Here is a 17,949-nt window from a genome sequence, read left to right on the forward strand (position 1 = left end):
GGCGTCCGATGGGGCGGATCCCGGTCGGGGCGGGCCGCGCTCCGATCGAAATATTACTCGTCAGTACAGCGGTTGGTATCCAGGTAAGCAAGCGCTTTGTGCTGTGACCTTGCCAACGCCCCAGCGTGCCATTTCCCGGCGCCCAGCGGGAACTGACTCAGTCCCGCAGCGTGTTGAAGCGACCCTGATGGTAGAGCAGCGGCCGGCCCGCCCCGGCGGGGTCCCCGACGACTGCTTCGGCAATCACGATGCGATGGTCCCCGGCCGGGACCCGGGCGACGACCCGGCACACCAGCCAGGCCAGGACACCGTCGAGCACGGGGACGCCCTCGGGGCCCGTCCTCCAGCTCGTGGGCGGCGCGAACCGGTCGGCCCCGCTGCGCGCGAAAGTGGCGGCCAGCTCCTGCTGGTGCTCGCCGAGTATGTGAACCCCTATGTGCTCGGCCTCGGCAAGAACCGCCCAACTGGACGAGGACGTCCCCACCCCGAAAGAGATCAGCGGCGGGTCGGCCGCGACGGAGTTGAGCGAGGTGGCGGTGAACCCGACAGGGCGCTGCCCCCGCGCCGTGATCACCGCGACACCGGCGGCGTGCCTACGGAAGACGGAGCGGAGCAGATCCGGGGAGGCCAGCTGTGCCGTGCCGAGATCGGGCGATGCCGTCATCGAGATGTCCTTCTGCGGGGGGCGCGAAACGGGGCGGCTGCGACTGCTCGGCCGGCCGGACAGCGCGCACTCGCGTTCCGGGCGAGGTTCACATGAACGCGCCCGTGGAGAAGGAGAAGTGGGGGCACAGCGTCAGCCTGACGATAGTTGGCGCGTGCAGTCAAGTGCGCGCCGGAATGTGGGATCAGCCTCACGGGTGGTCAGACCGCCTGCCCGAGTGCGGCGATCACATCCGCCTTGCGGGGCTGGCCCGAGGCCCGCGTGACGATCCGTCCGCCGGCGTCGAGCACCAGCACAGTGGGCGTCTTCATGACGCCGAGCTCCCGCACGAGCGAGAGCCGCTCCTCTGCGTCCAGCTCCACATGCACGACGCCGTCGACCATGTGGGCGACCTCGGCGAGGGTGCGCCGGGTCGCCCGGCACGGCTGACAGAACGCGCTGGAGAACTGCACCAGGGTCGCCCGGTGCCCGAGCTCCGCACCCAGTACGGCCGCATCCAGCCGTCGCCCCGCGTCCCGGTCCCGCACCTTCAGCCTCCCGTCGCCGCGCCGCTGCCACAGCCCGAAGGCACTCGCCGCCGCGAGCACCACCACACACACCATGACTCCGTTCATCCCCGGGTCCAGCGTTCACACGACCGCAAAGATTCCCGCTCCCCGCAGCCGGATCCGCTGCGCGATGCTGTGCGGCATGGACATCGACGTCAGGGGTCCGCGCTTCGGAGCCGCGGTCACCGCACTCGTACTCGCCGCCGTGCTCGTCACGGGCAGCGATCTGCTGCTCGTGTGGCAGACGCTGTGCTTCGCCGCCGGGGCCGCCCTCGGCGTGCAGCGCACTCCGTACGGCCTGCTCTATCGCACCGCGGTACGCCCCCGGATCGCCCCGCCCACGGATGTCGAGTCGCCGGCCGCGCCGCGCTTCGCGCAGGCCGTCGGGCTCGCCTTCGCCGCGCTCGGCCTCATTGGTCAGCTCTGGGGGCCGGGGTGGCTCGGGCTCGCCGCAGTCGGCTGCGCGCTGGGAGCCGCTTTCCTCAACGCCACCTTCGGGTACTGCCTCGGGTGCGAGCTATTTCTGCTGCTGCGACGGACAATGACTGTGAGTCGGTGAGATGTACGACCATGACGTGACAAGAATCTCGCCCACACAGGGCGCCAGGACTGGCCAGCACGCCGTACATGGGGCACGATCGCCCCAATGCCGAAAACCTACGGCTGCGTAACTTCCGCCGGGAGAACCCTCCCCGGGCACAACAGAAGGGTGTCTCCCCAGATGGCAGAGCTCGTCTATCGGCCGGTCATCGGCGCCGCTCTCGCGATGTTCAAGGCGCTCGACCTGAAGATCGACACTCAGGGGTCGGAGAACATTCCACGCTCGGGCGGGGCGGTGCTCGTCAGCAACCACATCAGCTACCTGGACTTCATCTTCACCGGTCTCGGCGCGCTGCCCCAGAAGCGTCTGGTCCGCTTCATGGCGAAGGACTCCGTCTTCCGCCACAAGATCTCCGGGCCACTGATGCGGGGCATGAAGCACATCCCGGTGGACCGCAAGCAGGGAGAGGCCGCGTACGCGTACGCGCTGGACTCGCTGCGTGCGGGCGAGATAATCGGTGTCTTCCCGGAGGCGACGATCTCCCAGTCGTTCACGCTGAAGTCCTTCAAGTCGGGCGCGGCCCGACTTGCGCAGGAGGCCGGCGTGCCGCTGATCCCGATGGCGCTGTGGGGCACCCAGCGACTGTGGACCAAGGGCCGCCCGCGTAACTTCAAGCGTGCGCACATCCCGGTCACGATCCGCGTGGGCGAGCCCGTCGAGGCACCGGCCGACCAGTACGCCGGGGCCATCACCCGGCGACTGCGCGAGCGGGTACAGGAGCTGCTGGAGGCCGCGCAGCGCGCCTATCCGGTACGCCCGAAGGACGCCCACGACACCTGGTGGGTGCCCGCGCACCTCGGGGGTACGGCCCCGACTCCGGCCGAGCTGCGCGAGGCCCGCTGAACCTCACTCGGGGGTGCGCACCGTGATCTGCGCCCCCGGGCTCAACTTCTGAAGCGACTCGGCGAGTTCGGCGGCTGCGGCCTCGAGCTCGCCGCCTGTCGTGGGGGCCATGCCCTCCAGCAGGAACAGCGCGTTCACGGACTTCTCGGTGAGGCGGGTACGCACGCCCTGGCGCCAGTTCCAGCGCCGGCAGGTGACGCCTTCGTCGTCGCACCAGACGACTTCGCCGGCCTCGGGGTGGTCGATGCCCTGCTCGCCGCCGGCCACGGTGGCGAAGGGCTCCTGACCTGTTGCCCGTACCAGCCGCATGCCGCCCACGATGTGGTCGGTGTCCTCGCCGCCGACCGGGATCAGATGGGCGACGCTGATCGAGTTGTAGAGGTCGACCAGCACATTGATGCGCGGCAGCCCGCCGTCGGCGAGTGCGCGCCTGGCCAGCGCCTCCGCGGAATTGCGGGTACGGGACGGCTTGGCGCCGAAGGCCGCGTACGCCGCCCGCCAGGCCGCCATGTGCGGGTCCTCGTGCGGGGCGCGCCCGGCGAGACGCTCGGCGAGCCGGCGTGCGGCGTCGTCCAGGAGCGCCGAACTGTCGTCGTTGCTGGGCCCGTTGACCAGTCCGCGTGCCTCGACGGCACAGTGGACGAAGCCTGGCGCGATGGCCTTGACCTGGTCGGAGACGGTGAGCGAGAGCGTCATGGACAGGGATACCTCACAGTTCGGGGGGAAGGCGGAGCCGTAGCCGCTCCTGGTCCGGAGCACGCCGAGGCGCCGGCGGCACCACAGAGTGCGGTACACCAAAGACTACCGGACAGTCCATCCTGTTGGACTCCTCCGGATCGGACTCACACCGTCCCGCTCCGCGCCCGCCGATCCCGAGAAAGCGGCCGGTCGGAAGTCACTCACCTTCCGCCGGCCGCATACATGCGCACATCGCCCTATCGGGCCGTCTCTTCCTTCAGCGCCTGGACGAAGGCGTCGACATCGTCCTCGGTGGTGTCGAACGAGCACATCCAGCGCACGTCGCCGGCCGCTTCGTCCCAGAAGTAGAACCGGAACCGCTTCTGCAGGCGCTCGCTCACCTCGTGCGGAAGACGCGCGAAGACGGCGTTGGCCTGGACCGGGTAGAGGATCTCCACGCCGTCGACCGTACGCACCCCGTCGGCCAGACGCTGGGCCATGGTGTTGGCGTGCCGGGCATTGCGCAGCCACAGATCCTTGGCCAGCAGTGCCTCCAACTGCACTGATACGAAGCGCATCTTGGAGGCGAGCTGCATCGACAGCTTGCGCAGGTGCTTCATATGGCTGACCGCGTCCGGGTTGAGAACCACGACGGCCTCGCCGAAGAGCATGCCGTTCTTGGTGCCGCCGAAGGTCAGGACATCCACGCCTACGGCGTTGGTGAAGGTCCGCATCGGGACGTTCAGCGATGCCGCGGCGTTGGATATCCGTGCTCCGTCGAGGTGGACCTTCATCCCGTGGCCATGTGCGTGGTCGACGATCGCGCGGATCTCGTCGGCGGTGTAGACGGTGCCCAGCTCGGAGTTCTGGGCGATCGACACGACCTGCGGCATCGCCCGGTGCTCGTCCTCCCAGCCCCACGCCTGCCGGTCGATGAGCTCGGGGGTGAGCTTGCCGTCCGGGGTCGGTACGGTGAGCAGCTTCAGCCCGCCCATCCGCTCAGGGGCCCCGCCCTCATCGACGTTGATGTGCGCGGACTCGGCGCAGATCACCGCGCCCCAGCGGTCGGTGAGCGCCTGGAGAGCGGTGACATTGGCGCCCGTGCCGTTGAAGACCGGGAAGGCCTCCGCGCCGGCCCCGAAGTGGCTGTGCATGATCCGCTGCAGGTGATCGGTGTACTCGTCCCCGCCGTAGGCGACCTGGTGGCCGCCGTTGGCCAGGGCGAGGGCGGCGAGCACCTCGGGGTGGGCACCGGCGTAGTTGTCGCTGGCGAAGCCGCGTACCTGGGGGTCGTGGTGGCGTCGGGCGTCGGTCTTCACGGTTTGGGGGTCAGCCACAGACGCTGTCCGTTCACTTCCGGGGCGGGCCGCTCCCAGACTCCCGCAATGGCCTCGGCCAGTTCCTTGACGTCCGTGAAGCCCGCGAACTTCGCATGGGGGCGCTCGGCGCGCATGGCGTCGTGCACCAGTGCCTTGACCATCAGGATGGCAGCCGCGGCACGCGGGCCCTCCTCGCCCCCGGCCTTGCGGAAGGCGTCGGCGAGGGCCAGCGTCCATGCCTCGGCGGCCGCCTTGGCCGCGGCGTAGGCGGCGTTGCCCTCGGTGGGCTTGGCGGATCCCGACTGGCTGACCAGGACGAAGCGGCCCCTGTCGCTGCGCCTCAGCGCCTCGTGGAAGGCGAGGGACGTGTGCTGGACCGTGCGGATCAGCAGCTTCTCCAGCAGATTCCAGTCGGCCAGCTCCGTCTCGGCGAAGGTGGCGCTGCCGCGCCAGCCGCCCACGAGATGGACCAGTCCGTCGATTCGGCCGAACTCCTTCTCGGTCTGCTTCGCCCAGTCACGGGTGGCGTTCAGATCGAGCAGATCAACCGTGTCCCCGGTGACACTGGCGCCGCCGTGCGCGTAGCGGGCGGCGTCGACCGCCTCCGCGAGCCGCTCGGTGTCGGCGTCGGCGCCCACGACGACCGCCCCGGCCTCGGCGAGCCGCAGCAGGCAGGCACGGCCGGCGGGGCCGGCCGCCCCCGCCACCGCGATCACGGCACCGTCCAGCACTCCGTTGCCGTTCGATTTCATGGTGATGGTCTCCTCGGTACGAGAGTTCACGCGGCAGCTCGCTCGGCGTTCTCCGCTGTGATCCCCTTGGTGGAGGCGATCACGCCCTTCAGCTTCTTGGAGAGCGCCTCATAGAACATGCTGAGCGGAAACTCGTCCGGAAGCACATCGTCGACGAGCTTGCGCGGCGGCTGGGTGAGGTCCAGGGCGTCCGGGCCCTTGGCCCAGCGGGAGCCGGGGTGGGGCGCGAGATAGGTGGAGACCAGGTCGTAGGCGGCGAACCAGTGGACCAGCTTGGGGCGGTCGATGCCGTCGCGGTAGAGCTTCTCGATCTCGGCGCAGAGCTGGTTGGTGACCTGCGGTGCCCGCTCCCAGTCGATCTTCAGCTGGTTGTCCGTCCAGCGCACCACGTCGTGCTTGTGAAGGTACGCGAAGAGCAGCTGACCGCCGAGGCCGTCGTAGTTGCGCACCCGGTCTCCGGAAACCGGGAAGCGGAACATCCGGTCGAAGAGCACCGCGTACTGCACGTCGCGCCCGTGCTGGTTGCCCTCGGCCTCCAGCTTCACGGCCTCCTTGAAGGCGGTGAGGTCACAGCGCAGCTCCTCGAGGCCGTACATCCAGAACGGCTGGCGCTGCTTGATCATGAACGGGTCGAACGGCAGGTCGCCGTGGCTGTGGGTGCGGTCGTGCACCATGTCCCACAGCACGAACGCCTTCTCGCAGCGCTCCTGGTCGGCGACCATCTCACGGATGTCGTCGGGCAGTTCGAGACCGAGGACGTGTACGGCTTCGTCGGTGACGGCGCGGAAGCGGGCGGCCTCACGGTCGCAGAAGATGCCGCCCCAGGTGAAGCGCTCGGGGGCCTCGCGTACGGCGATCGTCTCCGGGAAGAGCACCGCGGAGTTGGTGTCGTACCCGGCGGTGAAGTCCTCGAAGGTGATGCCGCAGAACAGCGGGTTGTCGTAACGGGTGCGCTCCAGTTCGGAGAGCCACTCGGGCCAGACCATCCGCAGCACGACCGCTTCCAGATTGCGGTCCGGGTTGCCGTTCTGGGTGTACATCGGGAAGAGGACGAGATGCTGCAGTCCGTCCACGCGGTCGGCGGCCGGGTGGAAGGCGAGCAGCGAGTCGAGGAAATCGGGGACGTCGAACGCGCTGTCCGCCCACTTCTTCAGATCGGCGACCAGCGCGCGGTGGTAGGCGAGGTCGTGCGGGAGCAGAGGGGAAAGCTCTTGCACCGCGTTCACCACACGGTCCACGGCGGCCTCGGCCGCGGCGCGGGACGGGGCGCTCTCGGCGTCGAAGTCGATCGAGCCGTCCGCGGACTGCCAGGGGCGGATCTCCTCGACAGCGTGCTTGAGCACCGGCCAGCTCGGGTGGTCGACCACCCGCTCGGCGCGGGATATGCCTCCCGCGGCCACGTCCTGCACAAGCATTTCCGTCATGTCACTTCCTCCACAGGAGAACCTCGCGTCAAGACACCGTATCTATCGAGGGTTCTTTCATACAAGTAGGTCCTTGGGAAATTATTCTGCCTGACCCCCTGATCGCCGCAGTTTTTTCGGTGTGGAGCTGTAGAGGCGGTTGCGTTCATGATCGAACCAGCACGTCAAGCCGCAAGGTGACGCGCCCACGGGCGAGTGACACCCACGGTGCGGATGGGCCAGGACGGGCCTGTGCGAGGGCCTCTGTCCCCCGCGCACGCACCCTTCCATCGCCGGTGCGGACCATTAGGCTGCGTCCTTGCCGCGTGGGCGCGAGGCGCGCCGCGCGGGAGCCGCCGTCGACGGAAGCGAGAGAATCTTGACTTTCCTCACCATCGGTCATCGCGGGGTCATGGGCGTCGAGCCGGAGAACACCCTGCGATCCTTCGTCCGCGCCGAGCAGTGCGGCATGGACGCCATCGAACTGGATCTGCACCTCAGCAAGGACGGCGCACTCGCCGTCATGCACGACGCGGACGTGGACCGTACGACCGACGGACGCGGCCCCATCGCCGAGAAGACCCTCGCCGAGCTGAGGGAGCTGGACGCCGGCCAGGGTGAGCGGGTGCCGGTCTTCGAGGAGGTCCTCGATGCCGTGCGGGCGCCGATCCAGGCGGAGATCAAGGATGTGGCTGCGGCCAGGGCGCTGGCCGATGTGATGCATCGCCGCGATCTTGTGCACCGGGTCGAGGTGTCGTCGTTCCACGACGACGCGGTAGCCGAGATCGCGTCCTTGGTCCCCGGCGTGCGCACGGCGCTGATCGCCAGCCGCTGGGGCTCGAACATCGTGGACCGGGCGAAGGCGGTGGGTGCGCACTCGCTCGCGCTGAACATCCGCAGGCTCACCCTGGAGGCCGTGGAGCACGCGCACGCCGAACGGCTCAAGGTGATCGGCTGGGTGGTGAACACCCAGGAGCATCTGCGTCTGGTGCGCGCCCTGGAACTCGACGGCGCGACCACCGACTTCCCCGAGATCCGGCGCACGGGCCGTTTCACCGCCTGAGGCCCCGGCCGTCCGCGGGGACGGGCCTCGTCGCCCTGCCCTGGCGCCGGCCGGTCCCAGGTCCCTAGACCAGGTCCTTCACCAGCAGCTCGAAGGCGAGATCGTCGCGCCGCGGGATACCGAAGCGCTCGTCGCCGTACGGGAACGGGCTCAGCTCCCCCGTACGGCGGTAGCCGCGCCGCTCGTACCAGGCGATCAGTTCGTCCCTGACCGAGATCACGGTCATCTGCATCTGCCGCACGCCCCAGTGCTCGCGCGCGCTGCGCTCCGCCTCGGCGATGATGCTGCGGCCGAGGCCCGCGCCCTGGAGCTCGGGGCGCACCGCGAACATCCCGAAGTAGGCCGCGTCACCGCGGTGCTCGAGCTGGCAGCACGCGATCGGCGCGCTGTCGCGCTCGACGATCATCAGCCGGCTGCCGGGCCTGGTGATGACCGCCCGTACGCCCTCGGGGTCGGTGCGCTGCCCGCCGAGGATGTCCGCCTCCGTGGTCCAGCCGGTCCGGCTCGCGTCGCCGCGGTACGCCGACTCGATGAGCGGGACGAGCACCCGCACATCCGCCTCGACGGCATCGCGGTAGGTGAGCTCGGAGTCCCGGGGCGGTGCGGTGTCCATACGCTGCTTCTCCGTTCCACTGGGTGCGGGTGCGTCGAGGGTAACGCGGACCCGCCAGGCGCTCCCCGGGCCCCGTCACCACGCTCACCGGCCCGCTCGCGCCCCGGCTGCGCTCCCCAAGTACACCTGTGCGCTCGCGTACGACGCGTGGCGCGGGGCATCGACACCTCGACACCGGTGAAGGGGGAGGTGCGCCGTGCACGAACCGGCGATGTCCGGCTGGCTGCTCATGTCGCTGTGCACCGCGAGCGGGGCGTACTGCCTGGTGCGGATGCGCAGTTGCTCGGGCACGGCACGCGAGGCCGCGGGGGGCGAGGCGCTGATGGGCTTCGGCATGGCCGCCATGGCGCTGTCCGCGGCCGTGCCGGCGCCGCCGTCATGGGGCTGGGTGGTGTTCGCCGTGGTCTTCGGCTGCGCGGCGGCGCACAGCGCGTGGCCCGCCCGGCGAAGCGCTCACCATCTGCATCATCTCGTCGGCTGCCTGGCCATGGTCTACATGGCGGTGGCCATGCTGCCCGGCGGCCGTGGGCCTGCCGCCCCGGAGCACTCCGGGGCGGGTGTGCCGCTGCTCACCGGCGTGCTGCTCGTGTACTTCGCCGGGTACGTGCTGCGCTCCGGCGTGCGGCTGATACCGCTCCCCTCCCCCGCGGGCGGCCCGCTGGGGGCGGCCGTGACCTGGGGTGCGCGCCCCGAACTGGCGCTGGCCTGCAGACTCTCCATGGGCATGGCCATGCTGGCCATGCTGCTCGCCCTCTGAGCCGCGCAACACCCGCACTGCGCCGAGCACCGCCAAACCGTGGCGTGCATCACTTGACGCGCGCGGCCATACCCGCAGGTAGCGTCGCGCTCATAGGCTGCTTGTCATGGTGGTCTCCCTGGCACTGCTGCTGCTCGGCGCACTTGTCGCCGTGGCGGCCCCGCGTCTGGTGTCACGCGGTGACTGGCGGGAGCGCGAACCGGTGGTGGCGCTGTGGGTATGGCAGTGCATGGTGGCCACGGTGCTGCTCTCGTTCGCCCTCTCGATGACCTTCAGCGCGGCAGCCGCCTGGCAGCTGGTGCGCGGCCGTGTCTTCGCGCCCGCGCCGCGGGGCGTGGTGGAGGCCTACGCACTGGGCGCGATCGGGCCCTGGTCCGCGGTGCTCGCGGTGGCGCTCGCGTGCGGCGGCCTGTGGACCGTTGCCATGCTCACCCAGGAGATCCGCCGTGCGCAGGTACGGCGCAGGGAGCGTCGCGCGCAGCTGCGCGTACGTGCCCCGCGGCTGCCGGGCGAGGAACGGGGCGGCGGGCCCCTGGTGGTGCTGGAGGGTGAGCGCCCCGGTGCATGGTGGCTGCCCGGAGCCGCGCCCCAACTGGTCGTCACCACGTCCGCGTTGCGCCGCTTGAAAGGCCGTCAGCTGGATGCGGTGCTGGCCCACGAGCAGGGGCATGCGCGGGCCCGCCATGACTGGCTGCTGCACTGTTCCGCCGCGCTGGCCAAGGGATTTCCACAGATTCCCGTGTTCGCGGCGTTCCGCGACGAGATGCACCGGCTGGTCGAGCTGGCGGCCGACGACGTGGCCTCGCGGCGGTTCGGACGGCTGACCATCGCGCTCGCGCTGGTCGAGCTCAACGAGGACCGTGGGGTGTTCGGACCGTGCCCGACGCCGGACGCCCAGCTACCGCAGCGGGTCAACCGGCTGCTGACCCCGGTGCCCCGGCTCAGCACGGGCCGCCGGCTGCGCCTGACCGCCGCCGCCGCGCTGGTGCCGTTGGTTCCGCTGCTGGTGGCCTTCGTGCCCGGCCTGCGCGCGCTGGGATAGCTGAACGGCGCCGGCCGGGGCAAAGATCTGTCCATGCACTCCGCACGCCCGGCCGCCCCGGCCCCCACTCCGCCCCGGCCGCCGCACTCCCCGGTCACCGCTCCGGCCCTGATGGGCATGGTGTGCGCCGCCCTGTCCGTGGTCCTGCTGGTGCTGGTCGCCGCCGCCTGGTCTCCGCTGGTCTCCGTGGATCTCGTGGTGGCGACTTCCCTGCACCGCTCGGCCGTCGCCGAGCCCGGTTTCACCCACGCCAACCGGGTGCTGACCGACTGGGTGTGGGACCCGTGGACGATGCGCGCCCTGGCCGCGTCGGCCGCCCTGTGGCTGTGGCTGCGCCACGAGCGGCCGCTCGCGGTGTGCGTCGTGTTGACGAGCGCGCTGGGAACCGCCGTACAGCAGGGCGTGAAGGCCGCTGTGGGGCGTGAGCGGCCCTACTGGCCGGATCCGGTGGACTCGGCGCACTTCACCGCGTACCCCTCCGGTCATGCGATGACCGCGGTCGTCACCCTCGGGCTGCTGCTGTGGCTGCTGAGGCGGCACGGCGTGGCCGGAGTTCTGTGGGGCTGGTGCGTCGCGGTCGCGGCCGTCTCGGTGGCCGGGGTCGGCTTCACGAGGGCGTATCTCGGTGTCCACTGGCTCACCGACGTGCTGGGCGGGTGGCTGCTCGGTGCATGCCTCGTGGCCTGCGCCATGGCCACGTACGAGCGGGTGGCCTTGTCCCGGGGACACTGACCCCGCAAGGATCGAGCGCATGGCGCTCAAGGCTGTTCTCTTCGACTTCTCCGGCACGCTGCTGCGTATCGAATCGGCCCAGGCCTGGGTGCGGGCGACTCTGGACGCCCGGGGCAAGTCCTGGCCACAGGACGAGCTGGCCCGCTGCGCAGCGGAGTTGGAAGCGGCCGGCGCGCTGCCGGGCGGGGCGTCCCCGCGCCGGGTGCCGCGACGTCTGGCCGCCTTGTGGGCCACGCGCGACGAGAGCGCCGAGCGGCACCGGGCCGCGTACACGGGGCTTGCCCGTGAGGTGCCACTGCCGGACGAGGATCTCTACGACGCGCTCTACGACCGCCATATGACGCCCGCCGCCTGGCGCCCCTATCCCGATACCGCGCAGGTGCTGAGCGGCCTGCGGGAGCGCGGGGTGGGCGTCCACGTGGTGAGCAACATCGGCTGGGATCTGCGGCCGGTCTTCCGTGCCCACGGTCTGGACCCGCTGGTCGACGGCTACACACTGTCGTACGAGCACGGGGTGCAGAAGCCGGACGTACGGCTGTTCCGCGCGGCCTGCCGACAGCTGGCCCGCGATCCTGCCGAGGTGCTGATGGTCGGCGACAGCCGACGCGCGGACGGCGGAGCGGCGGCCCTGGGGTGCGCCGTGCACTTTGTGGACCACCTTCCGGTCCACGAGCGGCCGGCGGGACTGCTCCCGGTGCTGGAGCTCGTCGACCGGGCCGGGCCCACGGGGTCCGCCGACGGGACGAGCGCACACTGAAGGCATGGGAGAACCGCCCGAACCGGACGATCCCCCGCGTCGCCCGGTTCGGGCAGCAGCCCGCCTGACCAGGCCCTGACGGGCCCCGGGCGGGACGCTCTGAGTATATTGGCTCGCAGCCAGTCAACGCAGGAGTCCAGCATGTCCCCGCGGAGCGCCTCGGTCAATGAAGAGCTTCGTCGGCGTTCCCGCGAGCGGCTGCTGCAGGCGACGGTGGAGCTCGTCGACCAGTGCGGATACGAGGCCACGACCCTGGGGGACATCGCCGACCGGGCGGGCTGCGCACGCGGACTGATCTCGTACTACTTTCCGGGGAAGCGGCAGCTGCTGCAGTCGGCCGTACACCGCCTGATGCACCGCACGCTGGAAGCGGCGCTGGAACGTGAACCCCGCACGGAGGACGGGCGCGAGCGGCTGGCGCGCGCCATCGACGCCGTCCTGGGGCTTGCGGTCGACCACCCGGTGCTGATGCGCACGCACATGGCGGGGATCCTGCAGGCGGAGGGGTTCGTCCAGGGGCCGGAGCAGCAGCGGCTGGCCTCTCTGTTTCGCGACACGCTGCGGCGCTACGGGTCACGGGACGTCGACACCGACTATCCGCTGCTGCGGGCCCTGCTGATGGGCGCGGTCTTCGCCGTGCTGCTGCCCGGTGCGCCGATGCCCCGCACACGGCTGCGTGCGGAGCTGTTCCAGCGGTACGGGCTGGACTGGGAGCTCGGCGTTCCGCCGGCCGGGCTGCCACCCGACGGAACGCCTCACCGGCGCCGGGATCAGTCGTTGAAGTAGTCCGGCTGGGTCTGCACATTGAGTTCGTGCACCTGTACCCGCCTTCCGGGATCGGTGCGCCGGTCACTGATCTTGAGTACGTCGAAGCCCTTGGCGATGTCGTTGGAGTAGATGTAGCCGTTGTAGTAGTACGCCGACCAGGCACCACCGGTGGTGATGGTGGTCTCGCTCAGCGGCCCGCGCTCGAAGTACGCGATCTCCTTCGGCTTGGACGAGTTCGTGAAGTCCCACACCGAGACGCCGCCCTGGTACCAGGCCTGGACCATGATGTCGCGGCCCTTGACCGGGATCAGCGAGCCGTTGTGCGCCACGCAGTTCTCGGTGTCCGCCTGATGCCGGTCGATCTTGTAGTAGCTGCGGAAGACCAGCTTGCGCCGGTCGCCCTTGCCGACGATGTCGTAGATGCCGTCCGCGCCGCGGTTCGGGCCGATGCCGGCGTTGCAGGTGGCCGCGCCGCCGCCACCGAGCTCGTCGGTGAACACGACCTTGTCGGCCCGCTGGTTGAACGTCGCCGAGTGCCAGAACGCGAAGTTGACGTTGTCCTGTACCTGGTCGATGACCCTCGGGTGCTCAGGGTCCTCGATGTCGAACAGGATGCCGTCACCCATGCAGGCGCCGGCGGCCAGGTCCCTGGAGGGCAGCACCGTGATGTCGTGGCAGCCGGTGGTCTTGGAGACGCCGGGGTTGGTCGGCGAGCCGGGGTTGCCACCGCCGTCGGGTCCCTCGCCCGGGAAGAGGACCGGGAAGTTCACGATGGCGGCCTTCTCCGGGGCCTTGCGCGGCACCTTGATGACGGAGATTCCGTCGTGCGGCGGCCGGCAGTCCGGGAACGCCGCGTTCGGCGCGTACGAGGAGACGTAGATGTACACGTTCCTGCGCTCGGGCACGAGGGTGTGGGTGTGCGAGCCGCAGGCGGTCTCGACAGCGGCGACGTACTTCGGGCTGCGCTTGTCGCTGATGTCGAAGATCTTCATGCCCTCCCAGGACGACTTTTCGGTCGCCGGCTGGGAGACGCTGTTGCAGGAGTTGTCGCTGCGCGAGGAGTCGGTGGAGAGAAAGAGCAGGTTTCCGGAGACGCTGATGTCGTTCTGCGATCCGGGGCACAGCACCTGCGCCACGGTCTTCGGGTCCCTCGGGTCGGAGATGTCGAAGATCCGGAAACCGTCGTAGTTGCCGGCGAAGGCGTACTTGCCCTGGAAGGCAAGATCCGAGTTGGTGCCCGCAAGAGCGTCCTTGGGGATGTTGGTCAGATGCTCGATGTTGTCACTGTGCACGACCTCGTCCACGCCGGGTATCTCGCCGCTCGCGATCGCCGAGCGGGTGTCGGCAGCCTGGCTCGAGGACACCTTGCCCCCGGTCGCGACGTCGCCGGGGTCGGGGGTTGCGACCGCGGGTCCCGCAGCCAGCAGCGTGGCGAGCAGCCCGGCCGCGGCTACCGCAACGCCCAGAGGTCTGCGTCGTACTCGGGTGGTGTGCAACAGGGTCACTGTCACTGCGTCCTCCCTTGTATCCGTTCGCAGTTGAACGGTTCATGGACCCCGGCAGTATGTTGCCTTGCATGGACATCTCAACAGATGGAAACACAGACGTAGTCAGGGAATCTGATCAAATCCCCTCCCACGCTGGCTAGTTCATCGACGCAGCGTCCCGAATTCCGCAGGAGGTCTCCGTGTTGAACCGCAGAAAGGTCCCTGCTGTCCGACTGTCGGCGATCGCTTCGGCGGTCGCCGTCGCCGTACTCGGTCTGGGAGCGTGCGAACCGGACTCCGATGCTCCAGCCAAGGCCAAGGGGGGTACGGGCCCTTTCGTGGTGGCTCCCGGGAAGCCGGGCGAACCCGCCAGGACACTCTCCGCCGAGGAGGCCGCCGAGGCCGCTCCCGACGACCGGCCCAACTCGGCCGACTTCACCTACGCCCGGATGATGATCACCCACCATCGCCAGGCACTGGAGATGACCGGGCTGGTGGCGGACCGTTCCGGTTCCCCGCAGGTCAAGCGACTGGCGGCACGTATGGACGCCGCCCAGCGGCCCGAGGTGGAGGCGATGAAGGGTTGGCTGAAAACCAACGGTGGGGACGAGGTCGGAGGGGCGCATGACCACGGCGTGATGCCCGGAATGGCGACGAAGGACCAGCTGGACCAGCTGCGGGCCGCCCGGGGCAATGCCTTCGACGAGCTCTTCCTGACGTTGATGATCACGCATCACCAAGGGGCCGTCACGATGGCGGCGGAAGTCCTCTCGGAGGGGAACAACGTGCTCGTCGAGGAAATGGCGAACGATGTGATCGCGCAGCAGACCAGCGAGATCGGCCGAATGCGGACGATGTGACACTGCGCCGCGGCAGGGCGGGTCAGGGCGCGGCCGACGCGGGCGCCGGAGGGTTACGGCCCGTCCCCGCGCATCCGACCCGGAACGGCAGTTCCTGCGACGTTGGGGGGCGTGTCCGGCAAGGCATCTCCCCAGCGCCGTACAGCGGTGCGATGCTGGAATCCCCTGCGGGAAGGAGCGCAGTCGTGCTTCGTGTCGCCGTCGTCGGATCGGGACCCAGTGGGGTCTACGCCGCGCAGGCCCTCATCCAGCAGTTGCGGGTCCCTGATGTGCGCGTGCACATTCTGGACCGGCTTCCGTGCCCGTACGGACTGGTGCGCTACGGAGTCGCGCCCGACCACGAGAAGATCAAGTCCCTGCAGAACAATCTGCGCTCCGTGCTGGAGGACGAGCGCATCGACTTCATCGGCAATGTCGAGGTGGGCGCGCACGGCGTCGGCCCCCGGCAACTGCTGGAGCTCTATCACGCGGTCGTGTACTGCGTGGGGGCCGCCAAGGACCGCAGGCTCGGCATTCCCGGAGAGGATCTGCCCGGCAGCCGTTCGGCGACCGACTTCGTCTCCTGGTACAGCGCCCACCCCGATGCGGTCGCGGACGACTTCGTGCTGGGGGCACGGTCGGCGGTCGTTATCGGCGTCGGCAATGTGGCCGTGGACGTGGCCCGGATCCTGGCGCGCGGCGCGGACGAGCTGCGACCGACCGACGTCCCCCAGGCCGCGCTCGGCGCGCTGGAGGCCAGCCGGGTGCGCGAGGTGCACATGGTGGGCAGGCGCGGCCCGGCGCAGGCCAAGTTCACCACCAAGGAACTGCGCGAGCTCGGCGCACTGCCGTCCGCCGACGTGCTGGTGGAACAGTCGGACCTGGCCCTGGAGCCGGCGTACGCCGAGGGTGCCGCCCCACCGGCGGGTCTGTCCGCGGCCAGTCGGCGCAATCTCGACGTCGTACGGGACTGGGCGGCGCGCCCGCCTCAGGGACGGCCGCGGCAGATCAGGGTGCGGTTCTTCCTGCGGCCGGCGGAACTGCTGGAGCGGGACGGCCGGGTGTCGGGGGTGCGCTTCGAACGGACCGTGCCCGACGGGGAAGGCGGAGTGAGGGGCACCGGCGCCTACGAGGACATCGAGGCGCAGCTGGTGCTGCGGGCTGTGGGGTACCGGGGCGTACCGATGCCCGGGCTGCCCTTCGACGACAGGCGCGGCACGGTCCCCAACGACAGGGGCCGAGTGCTGCGGGACGGTGCGCCCTCGCCGGGCGAGTACGTGGCGGGCTGGATCAAGCGCGGCCCGACCGGCGTGATCGGCACCAACCGGCCGTGCGCCAAGGAGACGGTGACGGCACTGCTCGACGACGCAACTGAGCTCACGCTGCGCCCGGTGGCGGACGATCCGCTGGACCGGCTGCGGGAGGCGGGGCACCGTCCGGTGCAGTGGCCGGGCTGGCTCGCGATCGAACAGGCGGAGTCGGAACTGGGGCGCACGCTGGGCCGGGGCTCCGTCAAGATCGACGACTGGCCGGGCCTGCTGCATGCGGCGAACGAGGGGCAGCGGCGGCCACTGCCACGCTGAGCGGCGTGACCCCGGCGGGTGCCGCCTGGACCGGGGTGGCCGGGCCGGACGGGCCGCCCGAGGCCGGAAGGGTGCCGCCGCCCATGAGGGCTCGAGGTCTCCAGGGACCGCAACGCGCGGCCCGCGTGCGGATCCCGGACACCCCGGCCCACCCCGGCCTGTCGGCCACCGGCAGGGACAGGTTTCCCGGCGGCCGATGAGTTTCCGCCGCCCGGCCGGTCTCCACTGCCGGGCCGCGTTCCTGCGCGTCGACCCTGCCCACGGGCCGCTGTCAGTGGTCGGGTGCAGACTGGCCCGTAGCCAGACAACGGAGTCCTGGAAGGCACAACGCCATGACCGATGCACTTCTGACCGTAGGCACTCGTAAAGGGCTCTTCATCGGCCGCAGGCGCGGCGGCGCATGGGAGTTCGACGGACCGCACTTCAATGCGCAGGCGGTCTATTCGATCGGTATCGACACCCGCAGGACCGTGCCGCGACTGCTGGTGGGCGGCGACAGCTCGCACTGGGGTCCGTCGGTGTTCCACTCCGACGACCTCGGCAGGACCTGGGTCGAGCCGGAGAAGCCCGCGGTCAAGTTCCCCAAGGACACCGGGGCCTCCCTGGAGCGGGTCTGGCAGCTGCACCCCGGCCCCCCTTCCACCCCGGACGTGGTCTGGGCGGGCACCGAGCCGGCCGCGCTGTTCCGCTCCGCGGACGGCGGCGAGAGCTTCGAGCTCGTACGGCCCCTGTGGGAGCACCCGACCCGGTCGAAGTGGGAGCCGGGCGGCGGCGGCGAGGCGGTGCACACCGTGGTGACCGACCGCAGGGACTCCGATCACGTGACGGTCGCCGTGTCGACGGCCGGGGTCTTCCGCTCACGCGACGGCGGGGCCAGCTGGGCACCGTCCAACCGGGGGGTGTCGGCGGTCTTCCTGCCCGACCCCGACCCGGAGTTCGGCCAGTGCGTCCACAAGATCGCCCAGGATGCCGCCGATCTGGACCGGTTGTATCTGCAGAACCACTGGGGGGTCTACCGCAGTGACGACGCGGGCGGGCGGTGGACCGACATCGGCGCGGGCCTGCCGTCCGATTTCGGTTTCGCGGTGGCTGCCCATCCGCACCGGCCCAACACGGCGTACGTCTTCCCGATCACTGCGGACGCCGACCGCGTGCCCGCCGGCCGCCGCTGTCGCGTCTACCGCACCGGGGATGCGGGTGAGAGCTGGGAGGCTCTGTCCGCGGGGCTGCCCGAGGGCGATCACTTCGGCACGGTGCTGCGTGACGGCATGTGCACGGACGACGCCGACCCTGCGGGCGTGTACTTCGGCAATCGCAACGGCGAGGTCTACGCGAGCGCGGACGACGGGGACACCTGGCAGCTGCTCGCCTCCCACTTGCCGGACGTGCTGTGTGTGCGGGCAGCGCTCTTGCGGTGAGGGGGTGTCCGTCCAACGACGAAGCCCCCGGCCTGATGGCTGGGGGGCTTCTCGTCGTGGGGGCCCCGCCCGAGCGCCACGG

General features: G+C 70.2%; 19 protein-coding genes. 11 read left to right on the plus strand and 8 right to left on the minus strand.

Annotated features, from left to right (window positions below):
* Window positions 1-157: 157 nt before the first annotated feature.
* Both ACFYWI_RS32605 and ACFYWI_RS32610 read right to left on the minus strand, forming a co-directional pair.
* On the minus strand, window positions 158-664 hold the full coding sequence (locus tag ACFYWI_RS32605; RefSeq protein ID WP_389239372.1) for a flavin reductase family protein: 507 nt from the start codon (window positions 662-664) through the stop codon (window positions 158-160).
* Between the two features lie 200 nt (window positions 665-864).
* Window positions 865-1,278, minus strand: a complete 414-nt coding sequence (locus tag ACFYWI_RS32610) for a TlpA family protein disulfide reductase (protein ID WP_389239373.1) — start codon at window positions 1,276-1,278, stop codon at window positions 865-867.
* A gap of 76 nt (window positions 1,279-1,354) precedes the next feature.
* Between ACFYWI_RS32610 and ACFYWI_RS32615 the strand changes: the two genes are divergently transcribed.
* Together ACFYWI_RS32615 and ACFYWI_RS32620 are read left to right on the plus strand one after the other, a co-directional pair.
* Window positions 1,355-1,771, plus strand: coding sequence for a DUF4395 domain-containing protein (locus tag ACFYWI_RS32615; protein ID WP_389239374.1), 417 nt, complete (start codon window positions 1,355-1,357; stop codon window positions 1,769-1,771).
* Window positions 1,772-1,933: 162 nt separating this feature from the next.
* Window positions 1,934-2,656, plus strand: a complete 723-nt coding sequence (locus ACFYWI_RS32620; RefSeq protein ID WP_389239375.1) for a lysophospholipid acyltransferase family protein — start codon at window positions 1,934-1,936, stop codon at window positions 2,654-2,656.
* A gap of 3 nt (window positions 2,657-2,659) precedes the next feature.
* Here ACFYWI_RS32620 and ACFYWI_RS32625 read toward each other — a convergent pair whose 3' ends face one another.
* The 4 genes from ACFYWI_RS32625 to ACFYWI_RS32640 all read right to left on the minus strand — a co-directional run bounded on the left by ACFYWI_RS32625 (window position 2,660) and on the right by ACFYWI_RS32640 (window position 6,829).
* Window positions 2,660-3,352: a B3/4 domain-containing protein gene (locus ACFYWI_RS32625; RefSeq protein WP_389239376.1), complete on the minus strand. Its 693-nt coding sequence runs from the start codon at window positions 3,350-3,352 to the stop codon at window positions 2,660-2,662.
* A 239-nt stretch (window positions 3,353-3,591) separates the two neighbouring features.
* Window positions 3,592-4,671, minus strand: a complete 1,080-nt coding sequence (locus ACFYWI_RS32630) for a threonine aldolase family protein (RefSeq protein ID WP_389239377.1) — start codon at window positions 4,669-4,671, stop codon at window positions 3,592-3,594.
* Window positions 4,650-5,405, minus strand: coding sequence for an SDR family NAD(P)-dependent oxidoreductase (locus tag ACFYWI_RS32635; RefSeq protein WP_389239410.1), 756 nt, complete (start codon window positions 5,403-5,405; stop codon window positions 4,650-4,652). Before ACFYWI_RS32635 ends, ACFYWI_RS32630 begins: the two co-directional genes overlap by 22 nt.
* 26 nt (window positions 5,406-5,431) lie before the next feature.
* The gene (locus tag ACFYWI_RS32640) at window positions 5,432-6,829 is read right to left on the minus strand and encodes a DUF6421 family protein (RefSeq protein ID WP_389239378.1); all 1,398 of its coding nucleotides are present in this window, start codon (window positions 6,827-6,829) and stop codon (window positions 5,432-5,434) included.
* Window positions 6,830-7,187: 358 nt separating this feature from the next.
* On the opposite strand from ACFYWI_RS32640, the gene ACFYWI_RS32645 reads away from it, so the two are divergent.
* Window positions 7,188-7,871, plus strand: a complete 684-nt coding sequence (locus tag ACFYWI_RS32645; RefSeq protein ID WP_389239379.1) for a glycerophosphodiester phosphodiesterase — start codon at window positions 7,188-7,190, stop codon at window positions 7,869-7,871.
* Window positions 7,872-7,935: 64 nt separating this feature from the next.
* Here the strand turns inward: ACFYWI_RS32645 and ACFYWI_RS32650 are convergent, their stop codons facing one another.
* The gene (locus tag ACFYWI_RS32650) at window positions 7,936-8,484 is read right to left on the minus strand and encodes a GNAT family N-acetyltransferase (protein ID WP_389239380.1); all 549 of its coding nucleotides are present in this window, start codon (window positions 8,482-8,484) and stop codon (window positions 7,936-7,938) included.
* A gap of 196 nt (window positions 8,485-8,680) precedes the next feature.
* On the opposite strand from ACFYWI_RS32650, the gene ACFYWI_RS32655 reads away from it, so the two are divergent.
* The 5 genes from ACFYWI_RS32655 to ACFYWI_RS32675 all read left to right on the plus strand — a co-directional run bounded on the left by ACFYWI_RS32655 (window position 8,681) and on the right by ACFYWI_RS32675 (window position 12,558).
* The gene (locus tag ACFYWI_RS32655) at window positions 8,681-9,241 is read left to right on the plus strand and encodes a DUF5134 domain-containing protein (RefSeq protein ID WP_389239381.1); all 561 of its coding nucleotides are present in this window, start codon (window positions 8,681-8,683) and stop codon (window positions 9,239-9,241) included.
* A gap of 106 nt (window positions 9,242-9,347) precedes the next feature.
* Window positions 9,348-10,283: a M56 family metallopeptidase gene (locus ACFYWI_RS32660; RefSeq protein ID WP_389239382.1), complete on the plus strand. Its 936-nt coding sequence runs from the start codon at window positions 9,348-9,350 to the stop codon at window positions 10,281-10,283.
* A 33-nt stretch (window positions 10,284-10,316) separates the two neighbouring features.
* Window positions 10,317-11,015, plus strand: a complete 699-nt coding sequence (locus ACFYWI_RS32665) for a phosphatase PAP2 family protein (RefSeq protein WP_389239383.1) — start codon at window positions 10,317-10,319, stop codon at window positions 11,013-11,015.
* Between the two features lie 19 nt (window positions 11,016-11,034).
* On the plus strand, window positions 11,035-11,772 hold the full coding sequence (locus tag ACFYWI_RS32670) for an HAD family hydrolase (protein ID WP_389239384.1): 738 nt from the start codon (window positions 11,035-11,037) through the stop codon (window positions 11,770-11,772).
* Between the two features lie 141 nt (window positions 11,773-11,913).
* On the plus strand, window positions 11,914-12,558 hold the full coding sequence (locus tag ACFYWI_RS32675) for a TetR/AcrR family transcriptional regulator (RefSeq protein WP_389239385.1): 645 nt from the start codon (window positions 11,914-11,916) through the stop codon (window positions 12,556-12,558).
* Here ACFYWI_RS32675 and ACFYWI_RS32680 read toward each other — a convergent pair.
* Window positions 12,543-14,045, minus strand: coding sequence for an LVIVD repeat-containing protein (locus ACFYWI_RS32680; RefSeq protein ID WP_389239411.1), 1,503 nt, complete (start codon window positions 14,043-14,045; stop codon window positions 12,543-12,545). The genes ACFYWI_RS32675 and ACFYWI_RS32680 overlap by 16 nt on opposite strands.
* A 185-nt stretch (window positions 14,046-14,230) precedes the next feature.
* Between ACFYWI_RS32680 and ACFYWI_RS32685 the strand changes: the two genes are divergently transcribed.
* The 3 genes from ACFYWI_RS32685 to ACFYWI_RS32695 all read left to right on the plus strand — a co-directional run bounded on the left by ACFYWI_RS32685 (window position 14,231) and on the right by ACFYWI_RS32695 (window position 17,867).
* Window positions 14,231-14,887, plus strand: coding sequence for a DUF305 domain-containing protein (locus ACFYWI_RS32685; protein ID WP_389239412.1), 657 nt, complete (start codon window positions 14,231-14,233; stop codon window positions 14,885-14,887).
* A 185-nt stretch (window positions 14,888-15,072) separates the two neighbouring features.
* Complete coding sequence (locus tag ACFYWI_RS32690; protein ID WP_389239386.1) at window positions 15,073-16,449, plus strand: FAD-dependent oxidoreductase; 1,377 nt, start codon at window positions 15,073-15,075, stop codon at window positions 16,447-16,449.
* Window positions 16,450-16,781: 332 nt separating this feature from the next.
* Window positions 16,782-17,867 (plus strand): WD40/YVTN/BNR-like repeat-containing protein, encoded by a 1,086-nt coding sequence (locus ACFYWI_RS32695; protein WP_389239387.1) that lies wholly within the window; start codon window positions 16,782-16,784, stop codon window positions 17,865-17,867.
* The last annotated feature ends 82 nt before the right edge of the window (window positions 17,868-17,949 follow it).

Origin of the sequence: Streptomyces sp. NPDC002889 (assembly GCF_042888425.1) — a bacterium.
In the GTDB taxonomy this organism is placed as follows: Bacteria; Actinomycetota; Actinomycetes; order Streptomycetales; family Streptomycetaceae; genus Streptomyces.

Excerpts from the sequence above, each read along its gene's own strand:
- ACFYWI_RS32605 (WP_389239372.1), bottom strand. The coding sequence starts at position 664 with ATGACGGCATCGCCCGATCTCGGCACGGCACAGCTGGCCTCCCCGGAT.
- ACFYWI_RS32670 (WP_389239384.1), top strand. The coding sequence starts at position 11,035 with ATGGCGCTCAAGGCTGTTCTCTTCGACTTCTCCGGCACGCTGCTGCGT.
- ACFYWI_RS32675 (WP_389239385.1), top strand. The coding sequence starts at position 11,914 with ATGTCCCCGCGGAGCGCCTCGGTCAATGAAGAGCTTCGTCGGCGTTCC.
- ACFYWI_RS32620 (WP_389239375.1), top strand. The coding sequence starts at position 1,934 with ATGGCAGAGCTCGTCTATCGGCCGGTCATCGGCGCCGCTCTCGCGATG.
- ACFYWI_RS32640 (WP_389239378.1), bottom strand. The coding sequence starts at position 6,829 with ATGACGGAAATGCTTGTGCAGGACGTGGCCGCGGGAGGCATATCCCGC.
- ACFYWI_RS32695 (WP_389239387.1), top strand. The coding sequence starts at position 16,782 with ATGACCGATGCACTTCTGACCGTAGGCACTCGTAAAGGGCTCTTCATC.
- ACFYWI_RS32665 (WP_389239383.1), top strand. The coding sequence starts at position 10,317 with ATGCACTCCGCACGCCCGGCCGCCCCGGCCCCCACTCCGCCCCGGCCG.
- ACFYWI_RS32610 (WP_389239373.1), bottom strand. The coding sequence starts at position 1,278 with ATGAACGGAGTCATGGTGTGTGTGGTGGTGCTCGCGGCGGCGAGTGCC.
- ACFYWI_RS32650 (WP_389239380.1), bottom strand. The coding sequence starts at position 8,484 with ATGGACACCGCACCGCCCCGGGACTCCGAGCTCACCTACCGCGATGCC.
- ACFYWI_RS32635 (WP_389239410.1), bottom strand. The coding sequence starts at position 5,405 with ATGAAATCGAACGGCAACGGAGTGCTGGACGGTGCCGTGATCGCGGTG.
- ACFYWI_RS32615 (WP_389239374.1), top strand. The coding sequence starts at position 1,355 with ATGGACATCGACGTCAGGGGTCCGCGCTTCGGAGCCGCGGTCACCGCA.
- ACFYWI_RS32660 (WP_389239382.1), top strand. The coding sequence starts at position 9,348 with ATGGTGGTCTCCCTGGCACTGCTGCTGCTCGGCGCACTTGTCGCCGTG.
- ACFYWI_RS32625 (WP_389239376.1), bottom strand. The coding sequence starts at position 3,352 with ATGACGCTCTCGCTCACCGTCTCCGACCAGGTCAAGGCCATCGCGCCA.